This is a genomic window from Streptomyces sp. NBC_00667 (assembly GCF_036226825.1).
Classification (GTDB): domain Bacteria; phylum Actinomycetota; class Actinomycetes; order Streptomycetales; family Streptomycetaceae; genus Streptomyces.
Genome location: NZ_CP109022.1, coordinates 6,881,685 through 6,902,033, shown reverse-complemented (window position 1 = coordinate 6,902,033; position 20,349 = coordinate 6,881,685). Strand labels below are relative to the sequence as shown.

General features: G+C 71.1%; 17 protein-coding genes. 5 read left to right on the top strand and 12 right to left on the bottom strand.

Annotation, left to right across the window (positions count from 1 at the left end):
• Position 1 precedes the first annotated feature (1 nt).
• The 4 genes from OHA81_RS31265 to OHA81_RS31250 form a co-directional block, all read right to left on the bottom strand.
• Entirely contained in the window at positions 2-346 is a 345-nt protein-coding gene (locus OHA81_RS31265; protein ID WP_329201535.1) for a hypothetical protein, read from the bottom strand.
• A gap of 495 nt (positions 347-841) precedes the next feature.
• Positions 842-2,659 carry a glycoside hydrolase family 15 protein gene (locus tag OHA81_RS31260; protein ID WP_329201533.1) on the bottom strand — a complete coding sequence of 606 codons (1,818 nt, stop codon included), beginning with the start codon at positions 2,657-2,659 and terminating at the stop codon, positions 842-844.
• Positions 2,660-2,718: 59 nt separating this feature from the next.
• Positions 2,719-4,299, bottom strand: coding sequence for a GMC family oxidoreductase (locus OHA81_RS31255; protein ID WP_329201531.1), 1,581 nt, complete (start codon positions 4,297-4,299; stop codon positions 2,719-2,721).
• Between the two features lie 142 nt (positions 4,300-4,441).
• A complete protein-coding gene (locus OHA81_RS31250; RefSeq protein ID WP_329201529.1) occupies positions 4,442-5,374 on the bottom strand; it encodes a cyclase family protein in 933 nt (310 codons plus the stop codon).
• A 251-nt stretch (positions 5,375-5,625) separates the two neighbouring features.
• On the opposite strand from OHA81_RS31250, the gene OHA81_RS31245 reads away from it, so the two are divergent.
• Positions 5,626-7,392, top strand: coding sequence for a cation:proton antiporter (locus OHA81_RS31245; RefSeq protein ID WP_329201527.1), 1,767 nt, complete (start codon positions 5,626-5,628; stop codon positions 7,390-7,392).
• A 24-nt stretch (positions 7,393-7,416) separates the two neighbouring features.
• Here the strand turns inward: OHA81_RS31245 and OHA81_RS31240 are convergent, their stop codons facing one another.
• The 4 genes from OHA81_RS31240 to OHA81_RS31225 are packed head-to-tail and all read right to left on the bottom strand — an operon-like array spanning position 7,417 to position 11,421.
• Entirely contained in the window at positions 7,417-7,956 is a 540-nt protein-coding gene (locus OHA81_RS31240) for a gluconokinase (RefSeq protein ID WP_329201525.1), read from the bottom strand.
• Positions 7,957-8,008: 52 nt separating this feature from the next.
• Positions 8,009-9,067, bottom strand: a complete 1,059-nt coding sequence (locus OHA81_RS31235; RefSeq protein WP_329201523.1) for a cytochrome d ubiquinol oxidase subunit II — start codon at positions 9,065-9,067, stop codon at positions 8,009-8,011.
• On the bottom strand, positions 9,064-10,536 hold the full coding sequence (locus tag OHA81_RS31230) for a cytochrome ubiquinol oxidase subunit I (protein ID WP_329201521.1): 1,473 nt from the start codon (positions 10,534-10,536) through the stop codon (positions 9,064-9,066). Before OHA81_RS31230 ends, OHA81_RS31235 begins: the two co-directional genes overlap by 4 nt.
• A gap of 45 nt (positions 10,537-10,581) precedes the next feature.
• Entirely contained in the window at positions 10,582-11,421 is an 840-nt protein-coding gene (locus OHA81_RS31225; RefSeq protein ID WP_329201519.1) for an SDR family oxidoreductase, read from the bottom strand.
• A 288-nt stretch (positions 11,422-11,709) separates the two neighbouring features.
• Here OHA81_RS31225 and OHA81_RS31220 point away from each other — a divergent pair, with 288 nt between their 5' ends.
• Positions 11,710-12,624: an aldose 1-epimerase family protein gene (locus OHA81_RS31220; RefSeq protein ID WP_329201517.1), complete on the top strand. Its 915-nt coding sequence runs from the start codon at positions 11,710-11,712 to the stop codon at positions 12,622-12,624.
• 161 nt (positions 12,625-12,785) lie between these two features.
• On the opposite strand, the gene OHA81_RS31210 is transcribed toward OHA81_RS31220, so the two are convergent.
• Positions 12,786-13,394 (bottom strand): hypothetical protein, encoded by a 609-nt coding sequence (locus OHA81_RS31210; RefSeq protein WP_329201515.1) that lies wholly within the window; start codon positions 13,392-13,394, stop codon positions 12,786-12,788.
• Positions 13,395-13,598: 204 nt separating this feature from the next.
• On the opposite strand from OHA81_RS31210, the gene OHA81_RS31205 reads away from it, so the two are divergent.
• Positions 13,599-14,561, top strand: a complete 963-nt coding sequence (locus OHA81_RS31205) for an RICIN domain-containing protein (RefSeq protein ID WP_329201513.1) — start codon at positions 13,599-13,601, stop codon at positions 14,559-14,561.
• Positions 14,562-14,636: 75 nt separating this feature from the next.
• On the opposite strand, the gene OHA81_RS31200 is transcribed toward OHA81_RS31205, so the two are convergent.
• Positions 14,637-15,215, bottom strand: a complete 579-nt coding sequence (locus tag OHA81_RS31200) for a CHAP domain-containing protein (RefSeq protein ID WP_329201511.1) — start codon at positions 15,213-15,215, stop codon at positions 14,637-14,639.
• Positions 15,216-15,775: 560 nt separating this feature from the next.
• Between OHA81_RS31200 and OHA81_RS31195 the strand changes: the two genes are divergently transcribed.
• Positions 15,776-16,774: an L-threonylcarbamoyladenylate synthase gene (locus OHA81_RS31195; protein WP_329201509.1), complete on the top strand. Its 999-nt coding sequence runs from the start codon at positions 15,776-15,778 to the stop codon at positions 16,772-16,774.
• A 54-nt stretch (positions 16,775-16,828) separates the two neighbouring features.
• On the opposite strand, the gene OHA81_RS31190 is transcribed toward OHA81_RS31195, so the two are convergent.
• Positions 16,829-17,470 carry a carbonic anhydrase gene (locus tag OHA81_RS31190; protein ID WP_329201507.1) on the bottom strand — a complete coding sequence of 214 codons (642 nt, stop codon included), beginning with the start codon at positions 17,468-17,470 and terminating at the stop codon, positions 16,829-16,831.
• Between the two features lie 1,021 nt (positions 17,471-18,491).
• Between OHA81_RS31190 and OHA81_RS31185 the strand changes: the two genes are divergently transcribed.
• Positions 18,492-19,010 carry a hypothetical protein gene (locus OHA81_RS31185; RefSeq protein WP_329201506.1) on the top strand — a complete coding sequence of 173 codons (519 nt, stop codon included), beginning with the start codon at positions 18,492-18,494 and terminating at the stop codon, positions 19,008-19,010.
• 59 nt (positions 19,011-19,069) lie between these two features.
• Here the strand turns inward: OHA81_RS31185 and OHA81_RS31180 are convergent, their stop codons facing one another.
• Positions 19,070-20,131, bottom strand: coding sequence for a hypothetical protein (locus tag OHA81_RS31180; protein ID WP_329201505.1), 1,062 nt, complete (start codon positions 20,129-20,131; stop codon positions 19,070-19,072).
• Positions 20,132-20,349: the final 218 nt, after the last annotated feature.

The following is a 20,349-nucleotide window of genomic DNA, read 5'->3' as shown; positions in this document are numbered from 1 at the left end:
CTCATTCCACTGCTTCGGGTTCCCCCTGCTCGAATGCGACGCGGCAGCGTTCTACCTGATCGGCCACGTGCTCCATGTACCAGCGCATCACCTCGTAGGGGACGACGCGACCGTCAGGGCTCCAGAAGCGGACAGTCGGTTGCAGGTTCGGATCCTCGTCCGGGACGTGTGTCACCAAGAAGGCAGGGCCGGGCAAGTGGGCCACCGCGGCGTCGGGGGTCGCGGCCCCCTCGGCCGATGCCGGCTTGGCTTCGCTCAGTTCCACGGACCAGGCGTCGTCGGGCAAGGCGTAGTGGAACAGGACGGCGTAGTGGCGACCTGCGTGTTCCTTGAGTTCCCATGGCATGTCGGCAGGCTGCCACAGATGTCCTGTTGCAGGCTCGCGGGCATCCCGGGGCTCGCCTGGGTGCAACCCGCCCAGCGTTTGCGGGACAGCCCTCAGGCCGATGGGCTGGTGGTAACGATCAGCCTAGGACCGCGGCGAGGTCCCGGGCGTGGGCCAGGTAGTCCTGGTAATCGGCGTTCTGCGGCTGCTTGTGCAAGTACAGCAGGTCTTGTCGGTGACCGGCGCCTGGACCAGACCGGTCAGCCCCGAATCGCCGGCGGCCAGACCGCCCCTGAAGGCGTCGGCGCCGGCCACGGCGCGCCTTCGGTCGTCCCGGTCTGCCGGTCGGCAGGGTGGGTCCACCGCACGTTCGCCCCGGGGCCGGAAAGTCGCGCCCACGTCCGGTCGTGGCCCCGGATGAACGACGGCTGAACGACCTCTGCCCGGGCGGGTCCCGAAGCGCTCCCCGGTCACGCGGGGACCCGCGGATCGGCGGCCCCGTCCGGGAAGCCGTGTTCAGCGGTGGAGGGCATCGAGTGCCTCGTTCAGAGTGGTCGCCGCCATGATGAGCGACAGGTGGGTGAAAGCCTGGGGGAAGTTGCCGAGTTGCTCGCCGCTGGGGCCGATCTCCTCCGCGAAGAGACCGACGTGGTTGGCGTACGTGTGCATCTTCTCGAAGGTGTAGCGGGCCTGCGGCAGCCGTCCGGCGCGGGCGAGGGCGTCGACGTAGAGGAACGTGCAGAGGCTGAAGGTCCCTTCCGAGCCGCGCAGACCGTCGGGAGAGGCCTGGGGGTCGTACCGGTAGACCAGGCTGTCGGAGACCAGGACGCGGTCCATGGCGTCGAGCGTGGACAGCCAGCTCGCGCTCCTCGGCGCGAGGAACCCGACCCGGGGAACCAGCAACAGCGAGGCGTCGAGGACGTGGCTGCCGTAATGCTGGACCAGGGACCGTTCCTTGTCGCTCCAGCCGCGTTCCATGACCTGTTCGAGGATGTCGTCGCGGGCCTTGGTCCACAGGGCGGTGTCCGCCGGCCTGCTGAAGTCGGCGGCGATCTTGATTCCGCGGTCGAAGGCGGCCCAGCACATCACGCGGCTGTAGGTGAAGTCCTTGCGGCCGCCCCGGGTCTCCCAGATGCCCTCGTCGGGCCGGTCCCAGGAGTCGGCGAGCCAGTCCAGGGTCCGGGCGAGCGCCTTCCAGCCCTGGTAGTCGGCTTGTCCGGCGACCTCGCGGCCCTGTGACAGGGCGTACAGCGCCTCGCCGTAGATGTCGAGTTGCAACTGGTCCATGGCCGCGTTTCCGGCCCGGACGGGGTACGAGCCCTGGTAGCCCTCGAAGTGTTCGAGGATCTCCTCGGTCAGGTGAGGGTCACCGTCGACCCGGTACATGATCTGGAGCGGCTCCCCGTCGCGACCCTCATGGGCGCTCAGGCGGTCGCCGAGCCAGTGGGTGAAGCGGGTCGCCTCCTCCACGAAGCCGAGGTCGAGCAGGGCACGCACGGACAGGGACCCGTCCCGTACCCAGGTGAAGCGGTAGTCCCAGTTGCGCTCGCCGCCGACCTGCTCGGGAAGGCCCATGGTGGCGGCCGCGACCGGCGCGCCCGAGGGGGCGTAGGTGAGGAGCTTGAGCGTGATGGCCGAGCGGTACACCATCTCCGCCCAGCGGCCGTGATAGCGCGAAGTGCGCACCCACTTCTGCCAGTAGTCGATCTGTTCCCAGATCTCCTCGGTGATCCGGTCGCCGTCCGGGGGCTGCGGCGCCGCTCCGTCCTCGGCGTCGGTGGTGAACACCGCCGCCGCCACCTCACCCGCGTGGAGCGTGATCGACGCCCGGACGTCCCGGCCGTCGCGTTCGAGCGGGAAGGTGCTCTGCAGGAACGCGGTGACCCCGGGGGCCCGGAAGGTCGCCGTGTTCCCCGCCACGTCGAGTCGGTGGGTCGCCCGCGCGTAGTCGAACCGGGGGCGGCATTCGAGGGTGAAGTTCACGGTGCCGCGTACCGTGCGGATCGCACGCACCAGGGTGTGCCGGTCGGACGCGGTGAGACCCCGGTGGACCGGCATGTAGTCGATGGTCTCCCCGACCCCGTCGGGTGACATGAAGCGGGTCACCACGACCGCCGTGTCCGGGTAGTAGAGCTGTTTCCACGTGCCGTCGCCCTGTTCCGGTGCGAGCAGGAAGTAGCCGCCCCCGTCGTGGTCGAGCAGCGAGGCGAAGATGCTGGGGGAATCGAATCGTGGTGCCGCGAACCAGTCGACGACTCCCTTGGACGACACCAGGGCGGCGGTCTGCAGATCCCCCACGAGTCCGTGCTCGGCGATGGGCGGGTAACGGTCCATGTCTCTCCTCCTCCGGACGCCTCAGTCGTGCCCGGCCGTCGCGGCTCGGCGGCGCCCGGTCATCGCAGTCGCTCCGCGAGGTGGTCCCCCACGCGCAGGGCGTTGGCGATCGCCGTCAGCGAGGGGTTGACCGCGCCGATGCTCGGGAAGAAGCTCGTGTCAACGACGTAGAGGTTGTCGAGGTCGTGGGCCTTGCAGTCGACGTCCAGGGCGGAGCTCTGCGGGTCGTGGCCGAAGCGGACGGTGCCGGCCTGATGGGCCGTGGCGCCGATGGGCATGCCCTTGTGCAGGTAGATGCTGTGTGACAACAGATGGTGTTCGTGCATGCCCAGATGACCGAGCATGTGCTGCAGTTTGCCCCGCAGCCGGTCCAGGCCGGCGATGTTGTTCTTCTCGTCGAGGGCGAGGTGGATGCCGCCGTCCCCGTCGAGGGTGACCCGGTTGTCCGGCGTCGGCAGGTCCTCACCGCACAGCCAGAAGTCGACGGCGTGGTGTGCGAGCACTTCGAAGGGCATGTCCGGGGTGACGGCGCCGGCCCAGCGGGGTGCCTCGCCGTGGATCTGCTCGGAGTCGGATTTGCCGAGCATCTGGATGCCGCCGAGGGGGTAGTCCCAGTCGTCGGATCCCAGGTACCAGTCGTGCAGCGCCAGGGTCTTCTGGAACCTGGTGGGGTTCGGTTCCTTGGAGACCGCCATCAGGGCCAGGTTGTTGTGCCGCATGTAGTGCCGACCGACCACGTCCGAGCTGTTGGCCAGGCCGCGAGGGTGCCGGTCGTCTGCCGAACGCAGCAGCAGGGCGGCGGAGTTGACCGCCCCACAGGCCACGACCACGATGTCGGCGGCGAACCGGACGGTCGAACCGTCCCCCAGTTCCGCGACGACCGTGGTGACGCTGCGCCCGTTGGCGTCCGTTTCGAGCCGCCGCACATCGGCGCGGGTGAGCAGTTCGACGTTGGCGTGTTCCAGGGCCGGGTCCACACAGATGACCTGGGCGTCCGACTTCGCTCCCATCAGGCAGGGGAAGCCGTCCACACGGTCGCAGCGGATGCAGGCGCTGCCGTGCGCCGCCCGCCCTTGCTCGTCCTGCAGCAGATTCACCCCGATCGGGAGATGAAAGGGGTGCAGGCCCCGCTTCTCCAGGTCGTCGCTCAACTGCTGGATGCGCGGCTCGTGTCGCACGGGCGGGTACGCGTACGGGGCACTGGCCGGCCCTTCGGTGGGGTCCTCGCCGTGCCTGCCGTGGACGAGGTAGAGGTGCTCGGCCTGCGTGTAGTACGGCTCCAGGTCGCCGTAGTCCAGTGGCCAGGCGGGCGAGATGCCGTCATGGTGGCGGATCTCGCCGAAGTCCTCGGGGCGCAGGCGGAACAGCGCGGCGCCGTAGAACTTGGTGTTGCCGCCGACGTAGTAGTTCACCTCGGGCGGGAACCGCTTTCCGTGCCGGTCGTACCAGAACTCCGGTGCGCGGTACTTCGCCTTGACGAAGACCTGGGTGGAGTCCCAGTTGTCCCGTTCGCGCGGCAGGTAGTCGCCGCGTTCGAGGAGGAGGATCCGTTTTCCGGTGGGTGCCAGGCGGTGGGCGAGCGTGCCGCCGCCGGCACCCGTCCCGATGATGATGACGTCGTACTGCCGCGCCTCGGTCATGCCGCCACCGTCTCCGGAGCACGGTGTGCTCCTGTCAGGTGAGTTGGGTCCGCTCGCATCCACTGCGCTCGCATCTACAACGTAGCCCCGCACGTGTGGCCCGGCGAGTCGGCTCGGCCGGGGCTCCGCTCCCCCGGGCCGGTCACAGGACCGCCAGCGGATTGACGGGGGAACCGGTCGCCGCCGGCAGTCGTAGCGGCGCGATCACGCAGAGGAACGACCAGCGCCCCTCGTCCGCGCAGAGGCGCGCCAGTTCCTCGAACCGCAGGTAGTCGAGCAGGTGCAGTCCCATGGCGTGGATGGCCAGTACGTGCACCGGGTACGCGACGCCCCGCACGGCGCTGGGGGCCGTGTCGTTGTTGCCGTCGCTGCCGAGGACGGCGACCCGGCGGTCGGCCGCATGACGCAGAGCCGTCGGATGGAGCCCGGCCCGCGCGGCGGTCGCGTCCCAGGCACCGAGTTCCTCGCGCCTGCGGCGGTGCCCGATGCGTACGAGGAGGATGTCGCCCGCGCCGACCCGTACTCCCTGTCGCGCCTCGGCGGCGGCGAGGTCCCCGGCGGTGACGTGCGATCCCGGCTCGAGCCACTCGGTGCCGTGCAGACGCGGGATGTCCAGGAGCACGCCCCGGCCCACGATCCCGTCGCGGGCCAGGTCGATGGTCAGGGCCCCCGATCCGTCCGGGGACAGGACGTCGGCCGCGGGCACGCGGCCGTGCAGGGTGCCGTCGTAGATGACGTGGCAGAGCGCGTCGATGTGGCTGTCGGCGTCGCCGTGGATGTTCAGGGCGACGCGGTCCCGGGCGAACTGGAGGCCGTGCGGGTCCGGGACGCCGCCGGCGGGGGCGGTGAGCCGGTGCACGGCCGGTTCGGGGTTGTCGGGTCCCTCGCGGGTGTCCAGGGGCGCGGCGAGCGAGACCGTACGGCCGGAGCGGACCTCGCGGACGGCTGCCAGGGTCCGTTCGGGGGTGAGGGTGACCAGGGCTCCCCGGGGCGCCCGGCCGCCGGGCGCCTTGTCGCGCAGTTCGCGATAGAGCGACCGGAATGCGGCCTCGCTCATCTGGTGGGGCGCACCCATGCCCCCACCATCGTGCACACCGGCGGTTCGCGCGCGCCGAACGGCGAACCGGCCGAACCCGAATTGCCGAGCCCCGGGGGCGCCGGGTTAATGGACGAGCGGCCCGCGTCCGGGCCCCGCGCACCCGTGCGCCTGCCTCTCACATGCGGAGATCCGCTTGGACATGCTGCAGGTTCGTTCCCGTCGCCGCCGGACACCGCCGTGCTGATGCCGGTCGGAACGGGGGCACGCGCCTGTCGGTGGGCCGGGCCGTGAGCGCCGCCTCCGCCCTTTCGGACGACCAGGTGCTCCTGGGACTCGGCCTGATCGTCGTGCTGGCCGTGGGCTCCCAGCTGCTGGCGAGCCGGCTGCGCGTCCCCGCGCTGATCATCCTGCTGCCCGTCGGGTTCACCGCCGGCGCGCTGACCGATGACGTGAACCCCGAGGAGCTGCTGGGTGCCGGCTTCTCCCAGTGGGTCTCGCTGGCCGTCGCGGTGATCCTCTACGACGCCGGGCTGGGCCTGGACCTGAAGCGGTTCAGAGCGCACACCCGCACGGTGGTGGTGCGGCTGATCTGGTGCGGCGGGCTGCTCACCGCGGTGTCGGCGGCCCTGCTCGCCCGGGCCCTGCTGGGGATGTCCGTCGGTGCGTCCGTGATGCTCGGGACCATCCTGATCGTGTCCGGACCCACGGTCGTCGGACCGTTGCTCCACTTCGTCCGTCCCACGGACCGGCTCCAGCACGTCCTCATCTGGGAGGGGACGCTCATCGACCCCGTGGGGGCCGTCTTGGGCGCCCTGGTCTTCCACGGTGTGGTGGCGGGAAAGCGCAAGGGCCTGGGGAGCGAGCTGGCGGAGTTCGCCGTCAGTGCCGCGGTGGGCCTGGCCGGCGGCGTCGTGGGGACCGCGGTGCTGGTGACGCTCCTGCGCAGGCTGCGCCCCGGGGCGGTGCTGGGTACCACCGTCCAGTTGGCCGCGGTGATCGGTGTGACGGCGGTCTGCGGTGTGATCCGGGACGACACGGGCCTGATCGCCGCCGTCCTGATGGGGCTGGCGGTGGCGAACCTGCCCGGCTCCGTTGTCGCCGCCCGGGATCCCTTCTTCGAGACCCTGGTCCATCTGATCATCGGCCTGCTGTTCATCTCCATCTCGGCCACCGTCAGCCCGCAGTCGCTGCGGCACGTGGTGCTGCCGACCCTCGGCCTCGTCGCGGTCCTGGTCCTGGTGGTCCGGCCGCTCGTGGCGGCCGTCGCGTCCCTCGGCACGGATCTGACCCGCGGGGAGCGGCGGTTCCTCGGGTGGATGGCGCCGCGCGGCATCGTGGCCGCGGCCACCGCCTCGACGTTCTCCGCCACCCTGGCCGACAAGGGCGTGGGCGGCGCCTCGAAGATCCTTCCCGCCACGTTCCTGGTCATCGTGACGACCGTCACGCTGTACGGGCTGACCGCCGCGCCGGTGGCGAAACGATGGGGGGTCGTACGCCCGTCGCGCTCCAGGCCGCTGCTCGTGGGCGATGATCCGTGGGTGGTCGATCTGGGAGTGGCCCTGCGGTCGGCCGGGCTGGAGGTCGTCATGTGGGCGGGGCACGACGCGCAGCGGGAGCGGATCGCCGCCGCCGGGCTGGAACTCGCCCCCGGGGAGCTGTTCGCCGCGGCCACCGGCTCGGGCGCCGAATTGGAGGGCCTCACCGGCGTCCTGCTCCTGACCGACGAGCCCGACTTCAACGCCCTGGCTTCCGTCAGCCTCCAGGGCGGTGTCGAGGGAGCCGTGTACCGCCTCGGGCCCGCCGCCGACACCCAGGGGGTCGTCGCCCCGTACACCGGTGGCCAGGTGCTCTTCGACGCCCCGCTGACCGGAGCCGAGCTGGCCCGCCGCTACGACCTGGGCGCCCGCCTCGTCACGCGTCGCCTCGACGGTCCGGTCCCCGCCGGACACCACCTGCTGTTCCTGGTGCGCCCGGACGGCACACTGCTGCCCGTGACCCGCTCCGGAGCTCCGACGCCGCGCTCGGGCGACATCGCCGTACTCCTGGGCGGCTGACCCCGGCCGGGAAGAACCGGTTCCTCACCGCTGCGGCCCCCCACCGAGGCGGGCGACGGCGCCGCGCGCCCGGGCCACGGTGTCCTCCAGGGCCGCCGTGGCGTCGACGGTCGCGCCGGGCTCGTCCGGTTCCAGCGGGTCGAGCGCCTCGAATTGGGAGTCGACCAGCAGGGCGGGCATGAAATGGCCTGGACGCCGGGAGACCCGCGCCCGGGCGGTCTCGCGGTCCAGCGCCAGGTAGAGGAACCAGACGTTCGGGGCGGCTCCGCGGAGTTCGTCGCGATACGCGCGCTTGAGCGCCGAGCAGGAGACCACCAGCCCCCGGCCCGCCCGGGAGGACTGCCGAATCCGCTCCCTGAGCACGCCGAGCCAGGGGGCGCGGTCCGTGTCGTCCAGGGAGCGGCCGGCGGCCATCTTGGCGATGTTCGCGCCGGGATGTACGTCGTCACCCTCCAGGAACGGCACCCCGAGGGCCTCTGCCAGGGCTTTGCCGACGGTGCTCTTCCCGGCGCCGGAGGCGCCCAGCACCACCACGATCACCGGTTCGCGCCCGGGCCCCGTCACGCGTCACCCGCTCTGTCCGCATCGGCCCCGACGGCTGTCCGCCGAGGCCCGGTCACGACGGTGGGGTGCCGGACCCACCCCGGTCGGCGGCCGTGCGCCGCAGGTCGTTCTCGGCGAGGGGTTGCAGGGCGCCCCCGGTGTCCAGCCGGTAGAGCAGGACCAGGGGCGGTCCGACGAGCACCACCGCGATGGCCGTGACGAGGAGCAGCCAGCGCAGTGTCGTCGACGCTCCGGCCGCCTGGTCCACGGTCAGCGAGGTGGGGATGAGATACGGCCGTTGGGCCAGCCCCCAGGCGACCACGACGAGGGCGACACTGCCGACCGCCGTCAGCCTCGCCCAGCCGGTCGCGGTGCGGTACAGCAGTCCGGCGGTGGCCACCGCGCTGACCGCGGCCGCGACCACCAGGGCCAGGCCGATGCCGCCGGTGAGGCCGTCGTAGACGTAGCGCGCATCGTGCCGGGTGACGGCGAGGCCGACCACGGCGAGAACGGCGATGACCGCGAGGCTGCACCAGGCCCGCAGCCGGAAGTAGCGGACGAGGTCGGGGGCGTCGAAGCGGCGGGCGTCGGCGGTCAGGAACACCGCGCCCAGGAAGGCCGTCGCCGCGACGGTGAGCAGCCCGGCGAGCACGGAGGTCCCGTTGGACCACGCGTCGGCGGAGGCCTTCGTTCCCGGAGCGACCCGGCCCGTGGCCAGGCCGCCGACCACTGCTCCGAGGAAGAAGGGCGTGAGCAGTGAGGAGACGGCGAAGGCGGCGCCGTAGATCCTGCGCCGCGAGAGGCGTGTCATGGGCTTGCGCAGGGCGAAGCCCGCACCGCGCAGGACGAGCCCGACGGCCGCGAGCGCCAGGGGCAGCCACATCGCCGTGAAGACGGTCTGGAACAGGACCGGAAACCCCGTCCACATGATCACCAGGACGAAGATGAGCCAGACGTTGTTCGTCTCCCAGACCGGCTCCATGGCGTGGTCGATCAACCACCGGGGACGCTTGCCCCGTTCGGGGCCGCCCGCGAACAGGTCCCAGAAGCCCGCGCCGTAGTCGGTCCCGCCGGCGCAGGCGTAGGCGGCCACCGCCGCCAGCAGCACCCATGCGACGACGTCCTCGATCATGGCCCTCCTCCGTCATCGTGCGCGGTGCCGTGGTCTTGTGCCGCCGCGGCGGCCGACCGGCGCGGACCGTAGGGCGTGTCGCCCTCCGGGGAGCCGTCGGGGTGGGAGCCGACCAGTTGTTCGTCGGCGGCCCGCCACCGGGTGCGCATCGTGAGCAGGACGGCCAGGAAGGTGCCGAGGATCAGTGTGTAGACCACGACGACGATCGCGAGCATCGCCCACAACGACGCGGCCCGGGTGTCCGTGACGGCTTCGGACACCCGCATGTTCTGGTAGACGATCCAGGGCTGGCGGCCGACTTCGGTGGTGATCCAGCCGCATTCCACCGTCACCAGGCAGGCCGCTCCGGCCACCGCGGCACACCGGAAGAACCAGGGTGAGCGCGGCAGTTCACGGCGGCGCAACCAGCACCAGCCGTACCAGAGCGCGAGCAGGACGAGCAGGCTCCCGATCGTCACCATGATGTCGAACGCCCAGTGGGCGATCGTGGCCTGGGTCGCCGTCGGGCGGTCGCTCGCGGGCACCGCCGTCAGTCCCGTCACCCGGGTGTCCGGGCTGAAACCGGCGAGGATCGAGTCCAGTTGCGGGATCTTGATCCCGCCGGAGATCGACCCGTCCGAATGCAGGCGGCCGAACATGTACTCCGGTACGTGGGTACCGGTCTCCCAGACGATCTCGGTGGCCGCGAACTTCACCGGCTGCTTGTGGAAGACGGAGCGGGCGATGGAGTCCCCGAGCACGAACTGAACGGGGGTGAGGATCGCGGCGACGGTGAACGGCACGGTGAAGCCGAGCCGGTGGTAGCGGTCTCGCCAGCCGCGCAGCCAGCCGACCGCGTACACCCCCGCGACGACGTACCCGGCCGTGAGGACGACCCCCGCCACGAAGTGCCAGTACTCGGGCCCGAACATCGGCGTGAAGATAGCCCTACGCACGTCGACGTCCACGGGGTTGCCGGCCGCGTCCAGCGTGAAGCCCCGCGGCGTGTTCATCCAGGAGTTCGCGGCGATGATGCCGAACGCCCCCATCAGCGCGGTCAGCGGCAGGGGCAGACCCAGCCAGAAGTGCGTCCACGGCTTGAGCCTGCGCCAGCCGTAGAGGTAGATCGCGATGAGGACGGCTTCCAGGAAGAAGGCCCACGCCTCGACCCCGAATCCGAGGCCGAAGACATCACCCCAGCGGCCCATCAGTCCCGGCCACAGCAGGCCGAACTCGAAGGAGAGCACGGTACCGGTGACGATGCCGATGGCGAACTGCACGGCCATGACCGCCGACCAGCGGCGGGCGAGCAGCAGGGCGACCGCGTCGCTCTTGCGCAGCCCGCGGTAGTGCATCAGGAGGGTGATGGCCGGCAGGGCCACGCCGAAGGGCACGAGCAGGATGTGGGAGGCCAGGGTGAAGGCCATGAGCTCACGGGCGGGGAGCAGCTGCGGCGGGGTGTCCGCCATGATCGCGATCGCGCTGTTCATGTGGGCCTTGGCGGTTTCGTGTCGGACGGCGGGCGGACTGCGGGCTCAGCCGCCGGTGGCGAAGCCGGGGAACAGCGTCATTCCCCCGTCCACGAAGATCGTCGTCCCCACGACGTAGTCGAGCAGGTCGGAGGCGAGGAGGGTCACCGCGTTCGCGATGTCCTCGGGGTCGCCCACGCGGCGGTACGGGATGAGCCGCAGCAGGTCGGCCTCGGCTTCGGGGGTGTCCCAGGCGCTGCGGTTGATGGGGGTGCGGATCGCGCCCGGAGCGACGGCGTTCACCCGGATCCGCTGCGGGGCGAGTTCCTGCGCGAGCGTCTCCATGAGCATCTGCACGCCGCCCTTGGACGAGGCGTAGTTCACGTGCCCGGCCCAGGGGATGACCTGGTGCACCGAACTCATGCAAATGATCTTCCCGGCGGAGCGGGACACTTCCGGGACGACGCCGCGGCGCAGGAACTCCTTGGTCGCCTCGCGGGCGCACAGGAACTGACCGGTGAGGTTGACCTCCAGCACCTTGCGCCACTGGTCCATGGTCATGTCGGTGAACGCGGCGTCCCTCTGGAGACCGGCGTTGGCCACCATGACGTCGATGGTCCCGAACTCCTCCACCATCCGGGCGACCATGTCGACGACCTGGTCCTCCTGCGACACGTCGGCCTCGTGCGCGTAGGCGCGGACCCCGAAGCCCTCGATCTCCCGGACCACCTCCTCGGCGGCGTCCTTCCCGGCGACGTAGTTCACGACCACGTCGGCGCCCGCCCGCCCGAGGCCGATCGCGGTGGCCTTGCCGATGCCGGAGTTCGCTCCCGTCACCAGCGCCTTCTGCCCCTTGAGGATCTGGGGAACAAGGAGCGTTGGACCGTCACTGCCGCTGGCTTCCACTGAATCTCTCCCTGAGTGCCGACGGGGACATGCAATCCGCGACACCACCAGAGCATCGCAGCTCTGCCCCGGCCCGGTGGCACGACTGCGTCTGCCCCTATGGAGTGCTCCCCCCAGCCGAACGGCTCAACGGCGGCTCGGGAGCCCCGCCGGCGAACGCGCCCACGGCGGGGCCGCCCCGGCCGGGGTGCGCCGCGATCCGGCCGGTGCTGCAATGGAACCACCCGGTGTGCGGGCTCCACGTGCTGTTGCCCCGCATCCCGACCGCCACCGGCGAGGACGGCGAAGATGCATCGGACGGGTGCCCAGTTCAGGCTGACCTGTGGTCCACAGACCGTCGTGGTCGTGGAGTTGGGCGGCGCCCTGCGCCATTACGCGGTCGCCGAGCGCCCGATCGTCGACGGCTTCGACGCCGACGACCCGATCGAGGGCGGACGCGGTCAACTCCTCATGCCGTGGCCCAACCGGATCGGGGACGGCCGGTACCGCTGGCGCGGGCGGGAACTCCAATTGCCCTTGAACGAGGTCGAGCACGCCAACGCCATCCACGGCCTGCTGCGCTGGACGTCGTGGCAGCCTGTGGAACAGACGGACGGCCGCGTGGTGCTGACGACCACGCTCTGGCCCCAACCGGGGTACCCGTTCCACCTGGTGGCCCGGGCGGAGTACGCCCTCGACCGCCAGGGCCTGACGGTCGCGCTGACCGCGCGGAACGTCGGCGACGCCCCCGCGCCGTACGGAGTGGGCCAGCACCCGTATCTCGCCGTGGGACCCGGCACGGTCGACGACACCCTGCTGACCGTTCCCGCCCGGACCTGGCTGCGCACCGACGACCGCGGCCTGCCCGTCGCGACCGAGGCGGTCTCGCAGACCTCCAACGACTTCGGCGCGCCCCGGCCCATCGGCCCGCAGCAGCTGGACACGGCCTTCACCGACCTGCGACGGTCCGCCGACGGGCGCGCCGTCGTACGTCTGTCCGAGCCGTCCGGTGCGTACGGTACCGATCTGTGGCTCGGCCAAGGTGCCGACTTCGTACAGGTGTACACCGGGGACACGCTGGCCGAGCCCCACCGGCGCCGGAGCGTCGCCGTGGAGCCGATGAGCTGCGGACCCGACGCCTTCCGCCGCGACCCGGCCCAGGTGCGCCTCGAACCGGGGGCCCGGCACACCCTGCGGTGGGGGCTCGTACCCTGGCGAGGGTAGGGAGTCGGGGGCGCCCACATGGGGCGGGCGGGAAGTGTTCGCCTTCGAGCAGCGCCGCAACCAGGTCATATTCGACATCTACCGGCACAACCGCAACCCGTTCATCGACCACCCGGAGGGGGTCGACTCCATCTGGTAGCAGCCCGGGGGCGCTCGGCGTGCTACTTGACGTAGATCTCGTCGAGGGTGTCGATGACCCCCGCCGCGTTCAGGTGGTAATGGAAGCGGGGCCCCTTGTCCGGGTGGGTGTCCAGCCACCCGGTCAGCTCGCTGGTGGAGATCGGCTTGCCCGTCACCGTGGAGGGCCCGAGGATCGGCGCCGTCGCGGTGATCTTTGCCGTCTCCGCGATCGGGAGGTACGTCCACGGGCCCGACGGTTCGAAGCGCCCGGGGCAGCCGTACGTGCCGTGCTGGACGATGAGACTGGTCATACCGCCCTCGGGCGTGTAGCGGTGCACGGCGATCGTGTCGGGCGAGACCGGCATCCTGTGGTCGGCGCCGCAGGTCGGCGCGGGGGGCGGGGCCGGGGCGGGTGGATTCTTCCCCGCCGGGGTGGCGGTCGCCGAGGGCTCGGGCGCCGCGCCGGTCATCGAGGGGGCCGGCACGGCGATTGCGGAGTGCGGACCTCCGCCCCGGCCCCGCGGACGCCCGTGACCGCCCACCGGTCGGGGGCAGGGGGCCAGGCGGCCGGCGAGGGCCTGGAACTGCGGCCAGGCGGCCTGCGGCGGGCAGGGGTCCCAGAGCTTCTGGGAGAGCGCGGCCAGCGGCACCCTGCGCTTATCGCACCCCGATGTCATACCCCAGGGATCAAGGTCCCCAGGACCTACGACAAGGCGAGTTCAACCCGAATAAGCGGACAGGGTCCATGGGGCCGCCGGCACCGGGACGCCGAGTTCCGCTGCCATCCCGGGAATTGCTCCGACGGGCCGACGAACCGTTGCCCGACACCGTCTCGGTGCACTATTCCTGGTCGGATGGACGAGACCGCGTTACAGCCCTCCGGCATACACAGCGTCGACGCCTTCATCGCAGCCCTGCGGGCGCTCAAAGCCCGTTCCGGCTTGACCCTGCGACAGTTGGAGAGCCGGGCCAAGGCCCAGGGGGACGTGCTGCCCCGCAGCACCGTCGCCGACCTGCTGCGCAGGAGTACCCTGCCCCGCCGTGAGACGGTCTCCGCCTTCGTCCGCGCATGCGGGGAAGAGGCCGGATCGGCGGAGTGGTTGCAGGCCTGGGAGCGCCTGGCGAGAGCGGACCCCGCCGCGGACGCCGGCGGCGACGGGGGCGGCGCCGAGGAGCAGACGCGGCCTGCGGGAGCCGGGATCCGGGGGAGAGCCGTGCTGGTGGTGGCCGCCGTGGGGCTGGCGGGAGCCGTCGCGGCGGGCGTTCTACTGAACCGGGATCAGGCCGCCCCTGGGCCGCCCGCGACGGGTGCCACTGGAAGCCGCCTTCCCGGGCTCCTCTCCGTACCCTCTGCCGGGAGCTGGGGCCGCATCCGCCCCGCGCGGACTCCGGAGCTGTGCCTCTCGGCGGGCAAGGAGCGCTCCGGGCGGTACGGATCCGAGATCGCGGTCCAGCGCCCCTGTGCGGAGCCCGGCCCGCGCACGTTCCTGCAGCCTGTCGGAGACGACCTGGCCTTCATCAAGTGGGAACATCCCACGAGCAAGGTGATGGGCTGCCTGACCATCCTCGACAGCGGTCCGGCCAAAGGGTTGGTGGAGCCGCAGGACGACTGCGGTGACGGCAGGGACGCGCAGCTCTTCCGGATCGAACGCTTCGGCGCAACGGCGGAGGGCTACCGGCTGAGGAGCGCCCGCACCGCACTGTGCCTGGGCGTCCTCGACAGTGAGACGGTCGCCGGAGCCGAGGTCGTCCCCCAGGCGTGCGGCGATCTGCCCGCCCAGCGCTTCCTGGTGGACCTCCTGTCCCTGACGTCGTGACAGCACCCGTTTGCTGTTGGAGCGTCAGGCCGGTGGCCCGCTGCCCTGGTAGGGCAGCGGGCCACCGGCGTGGGGTCAGCGGGCCACCGGGGTGACGTAACCGCTGATCTTCTGGGTGCCGTTGACCACGGTGCCCACCTTGTAGGACGGCCAGTGGTGGGCGCTCACACTGCCCGGCTTGCCCTGGTTGCCGCCCACCACGGTGATCTTCTGGCCGGAGATGGCCACCACGATGGCCACGTGGTCGTTCTCGAACCTGCCGTCGCCCAGGTTGTAGAGGATCGCGTCGCCGACCTTCGGGGTCCCGTGCAGGGAGCCGTAGTCGGTGAAGCTGGCGGCGCCGTCGGTGAGCTCGTTCATCCTGCCGCCGACGCCGTTCTTCCACCACACCCAGCCAACGAAGTCGGCGCACCAGGCGTGCGCTTCGGTGTGGTGGGGGCCGCAGCTGCCCGTCTGCTTGGTGCCCCGGCCCCAGTAGCTGCCCTTGTTGTTGAGGCCGCAGGGGCCGGCGCCTATCTGTCCCTTGGCGGTGGCGGCGATGTTCGCCCCCAGTGAGGCGGCCTGGGCGTTGCCGACGCCCTTGACCGATAACGCGGTTCCGGCGAGCAGGGTGACTACGGCGCCGTTGGCCGCGAGGGAGGTGAGCTTGCGCATGGCTGACTCCATGGTCGAGAGCCGTGGTTCGCACGGCAGTTCGCTGGGATGGCAGAACTCTCGACGGGGCAGCCGGCGCAGCCAAGAGAACCCGCTGTCCGGGACTGTCCGGCCCTGTCCGCGCCGCTGTCCGTGCAGGTCAGCTGGTGTGTACCGGACGTTCGTCAGCGGTGCGCCGGACGGCCGCCCGGTTGTGCGGTCGCTCTGCCGGCGGATTCCTCTCGTCCGATAGCCCGAGGAGGAACCGCTGATCGGCCGGCCCGTACAGGGGTGCCCTCAGCTGGGGCCGGGATACGCGTCGAAGGGGCACCTCACAGGCCCGGCCCCACGTCGAACACCTCCCGGACGGAACCGCCCACCGCACCGGGGTGTGGATCGTCAACCAGAAGCAGCGGCGCGAGCGGCGCGGCCAGGACCAACTCGCCGCCCGGGCCGCCCTCGGGGTGGAGTGGGCGGAGTCCAGCTAGATGTACTGGGGGGCTGCGACGCGACCCTGACCGGCGATGCCCCAGAGTTCAGCCGGGGGCTGACAGGGCAGCGGGCGGTGGGAGGATTGCCGTGTGACGGCAACAACCAGTGATATCGAGAAGGCGGCCGGCGTGCTGCGCGCCGGGGGCCTGGTGGCGCTGCCCACCGAGACCGTTTACGGTCTGGGCGCCAACGCCGAGGATCCCTCCGCCATCGCGCAGATCTTCCAGGTCAAAGGGCGTCCGCCCACGCATCCGCTGATCGTTCACATCGGCGGCGCGCAGCAGCTGGACGACTGGGTGGATGAGGTGCCCGCGACGGCGCGCCTGCTGGCCGAGCATTTCTGGCCCGGGCCGCTGACGCTGGTGCTGCGGCGTGGTCGCCGGGTGCCGCTGGAGGCGACGGGCGGGCTTGAAACGGTGGCGGTGCGCGTGCCCGACCATCCCGTGGCGCTCGCGCTGCTGGCGGCGTTCGGCGGCGGCGTCACGGCTCCGTCCGCCAACCGCTTCGGCTCCGTCAGCCCCACCACCGCCGGGCACGTCCGTGCCGAGCTCGGAGACGCGGTCGACTTCATCTTGGACGGCGGGTCCTGCGAAGTCGGCGTCGAGTCGACCATCATCGACGTCACGGCGGAGATTCCTGCGATCCTGCGGCCCGGCGGGGTCACCCGCGAGGACCTCCAGGCGGTACTGGGTATCCCGGTCCAGGTTCCCGCCTCCAGCGGCGTCCGGGTGCCGGGCCAGCACCCCTCCCACTACGCGCCGCACGCTCGGGTGGTCCTCGTCGAGCCGGAGCAGGTCGTCGCCGAAGCCGAGCTCGCCCAGGAGCAGGGGCACCGGGTCGGCGTCTTCCTACCGCCGTCTTCGTCCGGCAACAAGGTGAAGGCGCACGCCGTGGTGCCCCTGCCGGGCGCGGTGGACGTCTACGCCCAGGGGCTGTACGGGTACCTGCGCGAGCTCGACCAGCGGGGCTGCGACCTCATCGTCGCGTCCCTACCCGCAGAGGAAGGGCTTGGGCTCGCCATCGCCAACCGGCTCCGCCGCGCCGCCGGCCCACGCCCCGCCGTCGAATCGCCCCCCGGGGCCGTGTGAAGCGGCCCGGGCGCCGTGTGAGCCGGCCGTGGTGCCGGGACGCCGCCGGGGCGGTCAGGACGCGGCGAGGGCCTCGGCGTCCAGGCCGCGGGTGGTGACGAGCTGAGCGCTGCCGTCGGCCAGGCGGTAGGACATCCCCACGACGCCGAGGCGGCCGGCGGCGACGGCCTCGGCCAGGATCCGGGAACGTTCCAGCAGCAGGTCCACGGTGTGCTCGATGTGCTCGGCCAGGATCTCCTCGGCGCTCTCGCGTCCGGCGGCGCGGGCGGCCAGCACGCTCGGGGTCACCCGTTCGACCACGTCTCGGACGAAGCCGCCCGGCGTCTGGCCGTCCTGGAGGGCGGAGCAGGCCGCGGCGACCGCGCCGCACGAGTCGTGGCCCAGGACGACGACCAGTGGCGCGTTCAGAACACTCACGCCGAACTCGATGGACCCCAGGACCTCGGTACCGGCGACATGTCCGGCGGTGCGTACCACGAACAGGTCGCCCAGACCGCGGTCGAAGATGATCTCGGCGGCCAGGCGGGAGTCGGAGCAGCCGAACATCACAGCGAACGGCCGCTGGGACGGCGCGGTCTCCGTACGGCGCACGGCGTCCTGGTTCGGGTGCTGAGGTGTGCCCGCCACGAACCGTTGATTACCGGATATCAACAGGCCGAAGGCTTCACGGGGCGTCGGAGTCTTGATCTCGTTCATGGACGGCAGCCTACGAGCCGGCACCATCTCCCGCACCACCTGGTCCCACCCCCGCCCTGCGGGAAAACCACCCAGCGGCTCGGGCGGCACCCCAAGACGCCGGGACAGGTGCGAAGCAGTCGTGGTCAGGACTCCCTGCCGGCCAGCACCCGGTCGGCGAGATAGTGCGGACACGTCCTGTCGTGCCAGGTGACCGTCAGGCGCCCTCCCCAGACCGCGAGCGAACGGACCATGTCATCGGCAGGACCCGCCTCGCAGAAGGAACACACCACCGCCTGAGGCCGAAGACCATCCACCCGATCCGCTCCCTTCCGCACCTCTCGCGCACCCGATCGAGACCACCTCTACCAGAAGCTCCGGGGCCACGGACCCATACCCGCAAGTAGGGCGCTCACCTCAGAGGGCGGCCCGGCTCGCTGCCCGGCAGATGCACTGCTCCCCGGGCCGTCCTCAGCGGCAGCGCTGCACTGCACGGCTCCTGTCACCTATCGCATGGTCCGCGCCCAGATCGCCACTGGCTTTGTTCATGGGTTGTGAAGCCGTGCCTTCGGGAGGCACCCGCCAAGGCTGGATGTCGATGTTCACGAGAACGGGAGGCAGTGCTCCACACGGGGCCCGCGAGACGGCGGCGGAGCTGCACCACCGATCACCTGACTCCGTAGCCAGCGCCTTTGTCCCTGGCATCCCGGCTTCCGCGGCCGCATCCGTCGTCATCGGGCACAAAGTCCAGGGGGCTGTCAGGGCGTGGTCGGTAAGCAGGGCCTCCAGGCGGCGCTCCGCATACGGCAGGTGGAGCAGTTTCCTCGCCCTCCTGCTGCAAGTTCTGCCAGGAGGATTGGGAAGACCACGGCTGATCTGAAAGAGGCATCCCGCCTGGGACTTCGACGACGGTGACCAACGCACCCGGCGACTGCCCTGACAGGTTGCTCTGTACGATCACCGCATACTGGGCGCTGGTCAGCCTGTCCTGTGCGGAGATCAGCAAGTGGTGCCCTGTCCGGACAGTTGAAGGAGGCGGCGGGTGTCCGCTTTGGACTTCTACGCTCACGTCGCCGTTCGCGGTGAGGTTCTGGGAGTTGGCGTTGGCGCCGACCCGGAAGCCTGGGAAGCCGCTCTGGGGGCGACATGCCTCGATGTGCCCGGTGGTGGCCTACTGCGGCGGGACTACGGGCTCGTGGAAATCAACTTCTCGCCGGACCAGCCAGGGCGGCAAGGGCAGATGTCGTGCTTCGGCTTCGGCGTGAAGGTCCAACGACTGCTCTACGACCAGTCCCCGAGCACCGTGCCGTCCCCGCTCTCGCGGGAATACGGGGAATTCGCACCCAGAGTCCCCTTCGAGGAATTGCAGACCGCCATCCTGGCCCTGGGCCACACGATCGAACTCGACAAGCACCACACGTCGCGTGACGTGGACTGCTTCCGCGTATCCGCGTCCGCCGCCCGTATTCACGTCGTCGCTGACCCTGCCCCGTACGGGTCAGGCGACCCAGATCCAGACGGACATCAAAGGGGCGACGTCTGGTCCGTCGACGTGTGGTGACCAGCCGGCGGCCTCCCAGCAGCGTCCGCGATACTCCGCACGCTCCTGAGTGGCGTGGATCAGGGCTTGTTCAGGCCTAGATTCTGTGTGGTGGTGTTGGCAGCGCCGGGACTCTTGATGTTGTTGTTGGTGCTGATGTTGTTGAACGCCGTGAGGATGCCGCTGAGGTTGATGGGCAGGATTGACCCGGTGCCTCCGCCGTTGCCTCCCCCGTTGTTCCCGCCGGTCTGTTCGTAGGTGATGGTCACAGAGGCCGGTCCGGTGGCGGTTCCGGAGGTACCTCCCGCCGGGACGCGGTTGGACCCGCCACCGCCGCCACCGGGCCCATACGTCCCAGCGGAGATGGAGTCGCAGCCGCCGCCTCCGCCTCCGCCGAACCAGCCGGCACCGCCGCCTCCGCCGGAGAAAGGACCGCCGCCCTTGCCGCCGGTACCGCCGCTACCGGGGCTGCCCGGCGTGGCGGGTACGGGGCCGCCGGTGGCAGGGCATGCGGCCCCACCGGCGCCGGGGGTCGTCTGAGTTCCCCCTCCGCCTCCGCCGCCGCTGTTGGGCCTGCTGCCGCCGGTCTGACCGGTGACTCCGGCGTCTCCTCCGATGGCCTCGGGGTTCGGGTACGGGTCGAAGCCGGCTCCTCCGCCTCCGCCGCCGCCCGCGACGATCAGCCGGGGGTCGGTGGCGGTGTTGCCGGTGAGGAAGCAGCTGGCGCTGGTGGAGTCGCAGGTGCGCACATCGCTGGCCCCGCCGCCGGCGCCGCCCTCTTCGAACGAGCCGCCTGCGGCGCCTCCGCCTGTGTCGACGTTGACGTAGAGGGTGGTGGTGCCCGACGGCACGTTGACGGTGCCGGTGACGGTGGAGCCGTCACCGCCCACTCCTCCGTCGGTCCCGTTCTGCCCTGCGGCGCCGGTGGCGGTGATGGTCAGTTGGGTGATGCCAGACGGGACGGTGAAGGGCTGGTTGGCGCCGGGGGTGAAGGTGACACTCACGGGCGCCGCCGCGGCGGGTGTGGCCAGGGGCACCCCCAACGCCGCCGGCAGCGCCACCATGGCGAGCAGGAGGGCGCTGCGCCGGACCGGAGGCCGCAGCCGTTCGGCGCCACGTCGTGGGGATACTGCATTGTGCATGGTCAGTCTCACGCTCGGGACTCCTCGACCAGGGATGCCGATTGGGTTGGATGTTCCGGTGCTGCCTGGGACCGCCCGACGATCAAGCCACAACAGGCCGGTGCCGGAGATGCGGACACACCGTCACATCACGCCGCATGAATAGTCCTCGAGTCGGAGAAACCCGCTGCGTGGCTGGAGAATACGAGGGCATTGCGGGCACACCCTTGACAACGCAG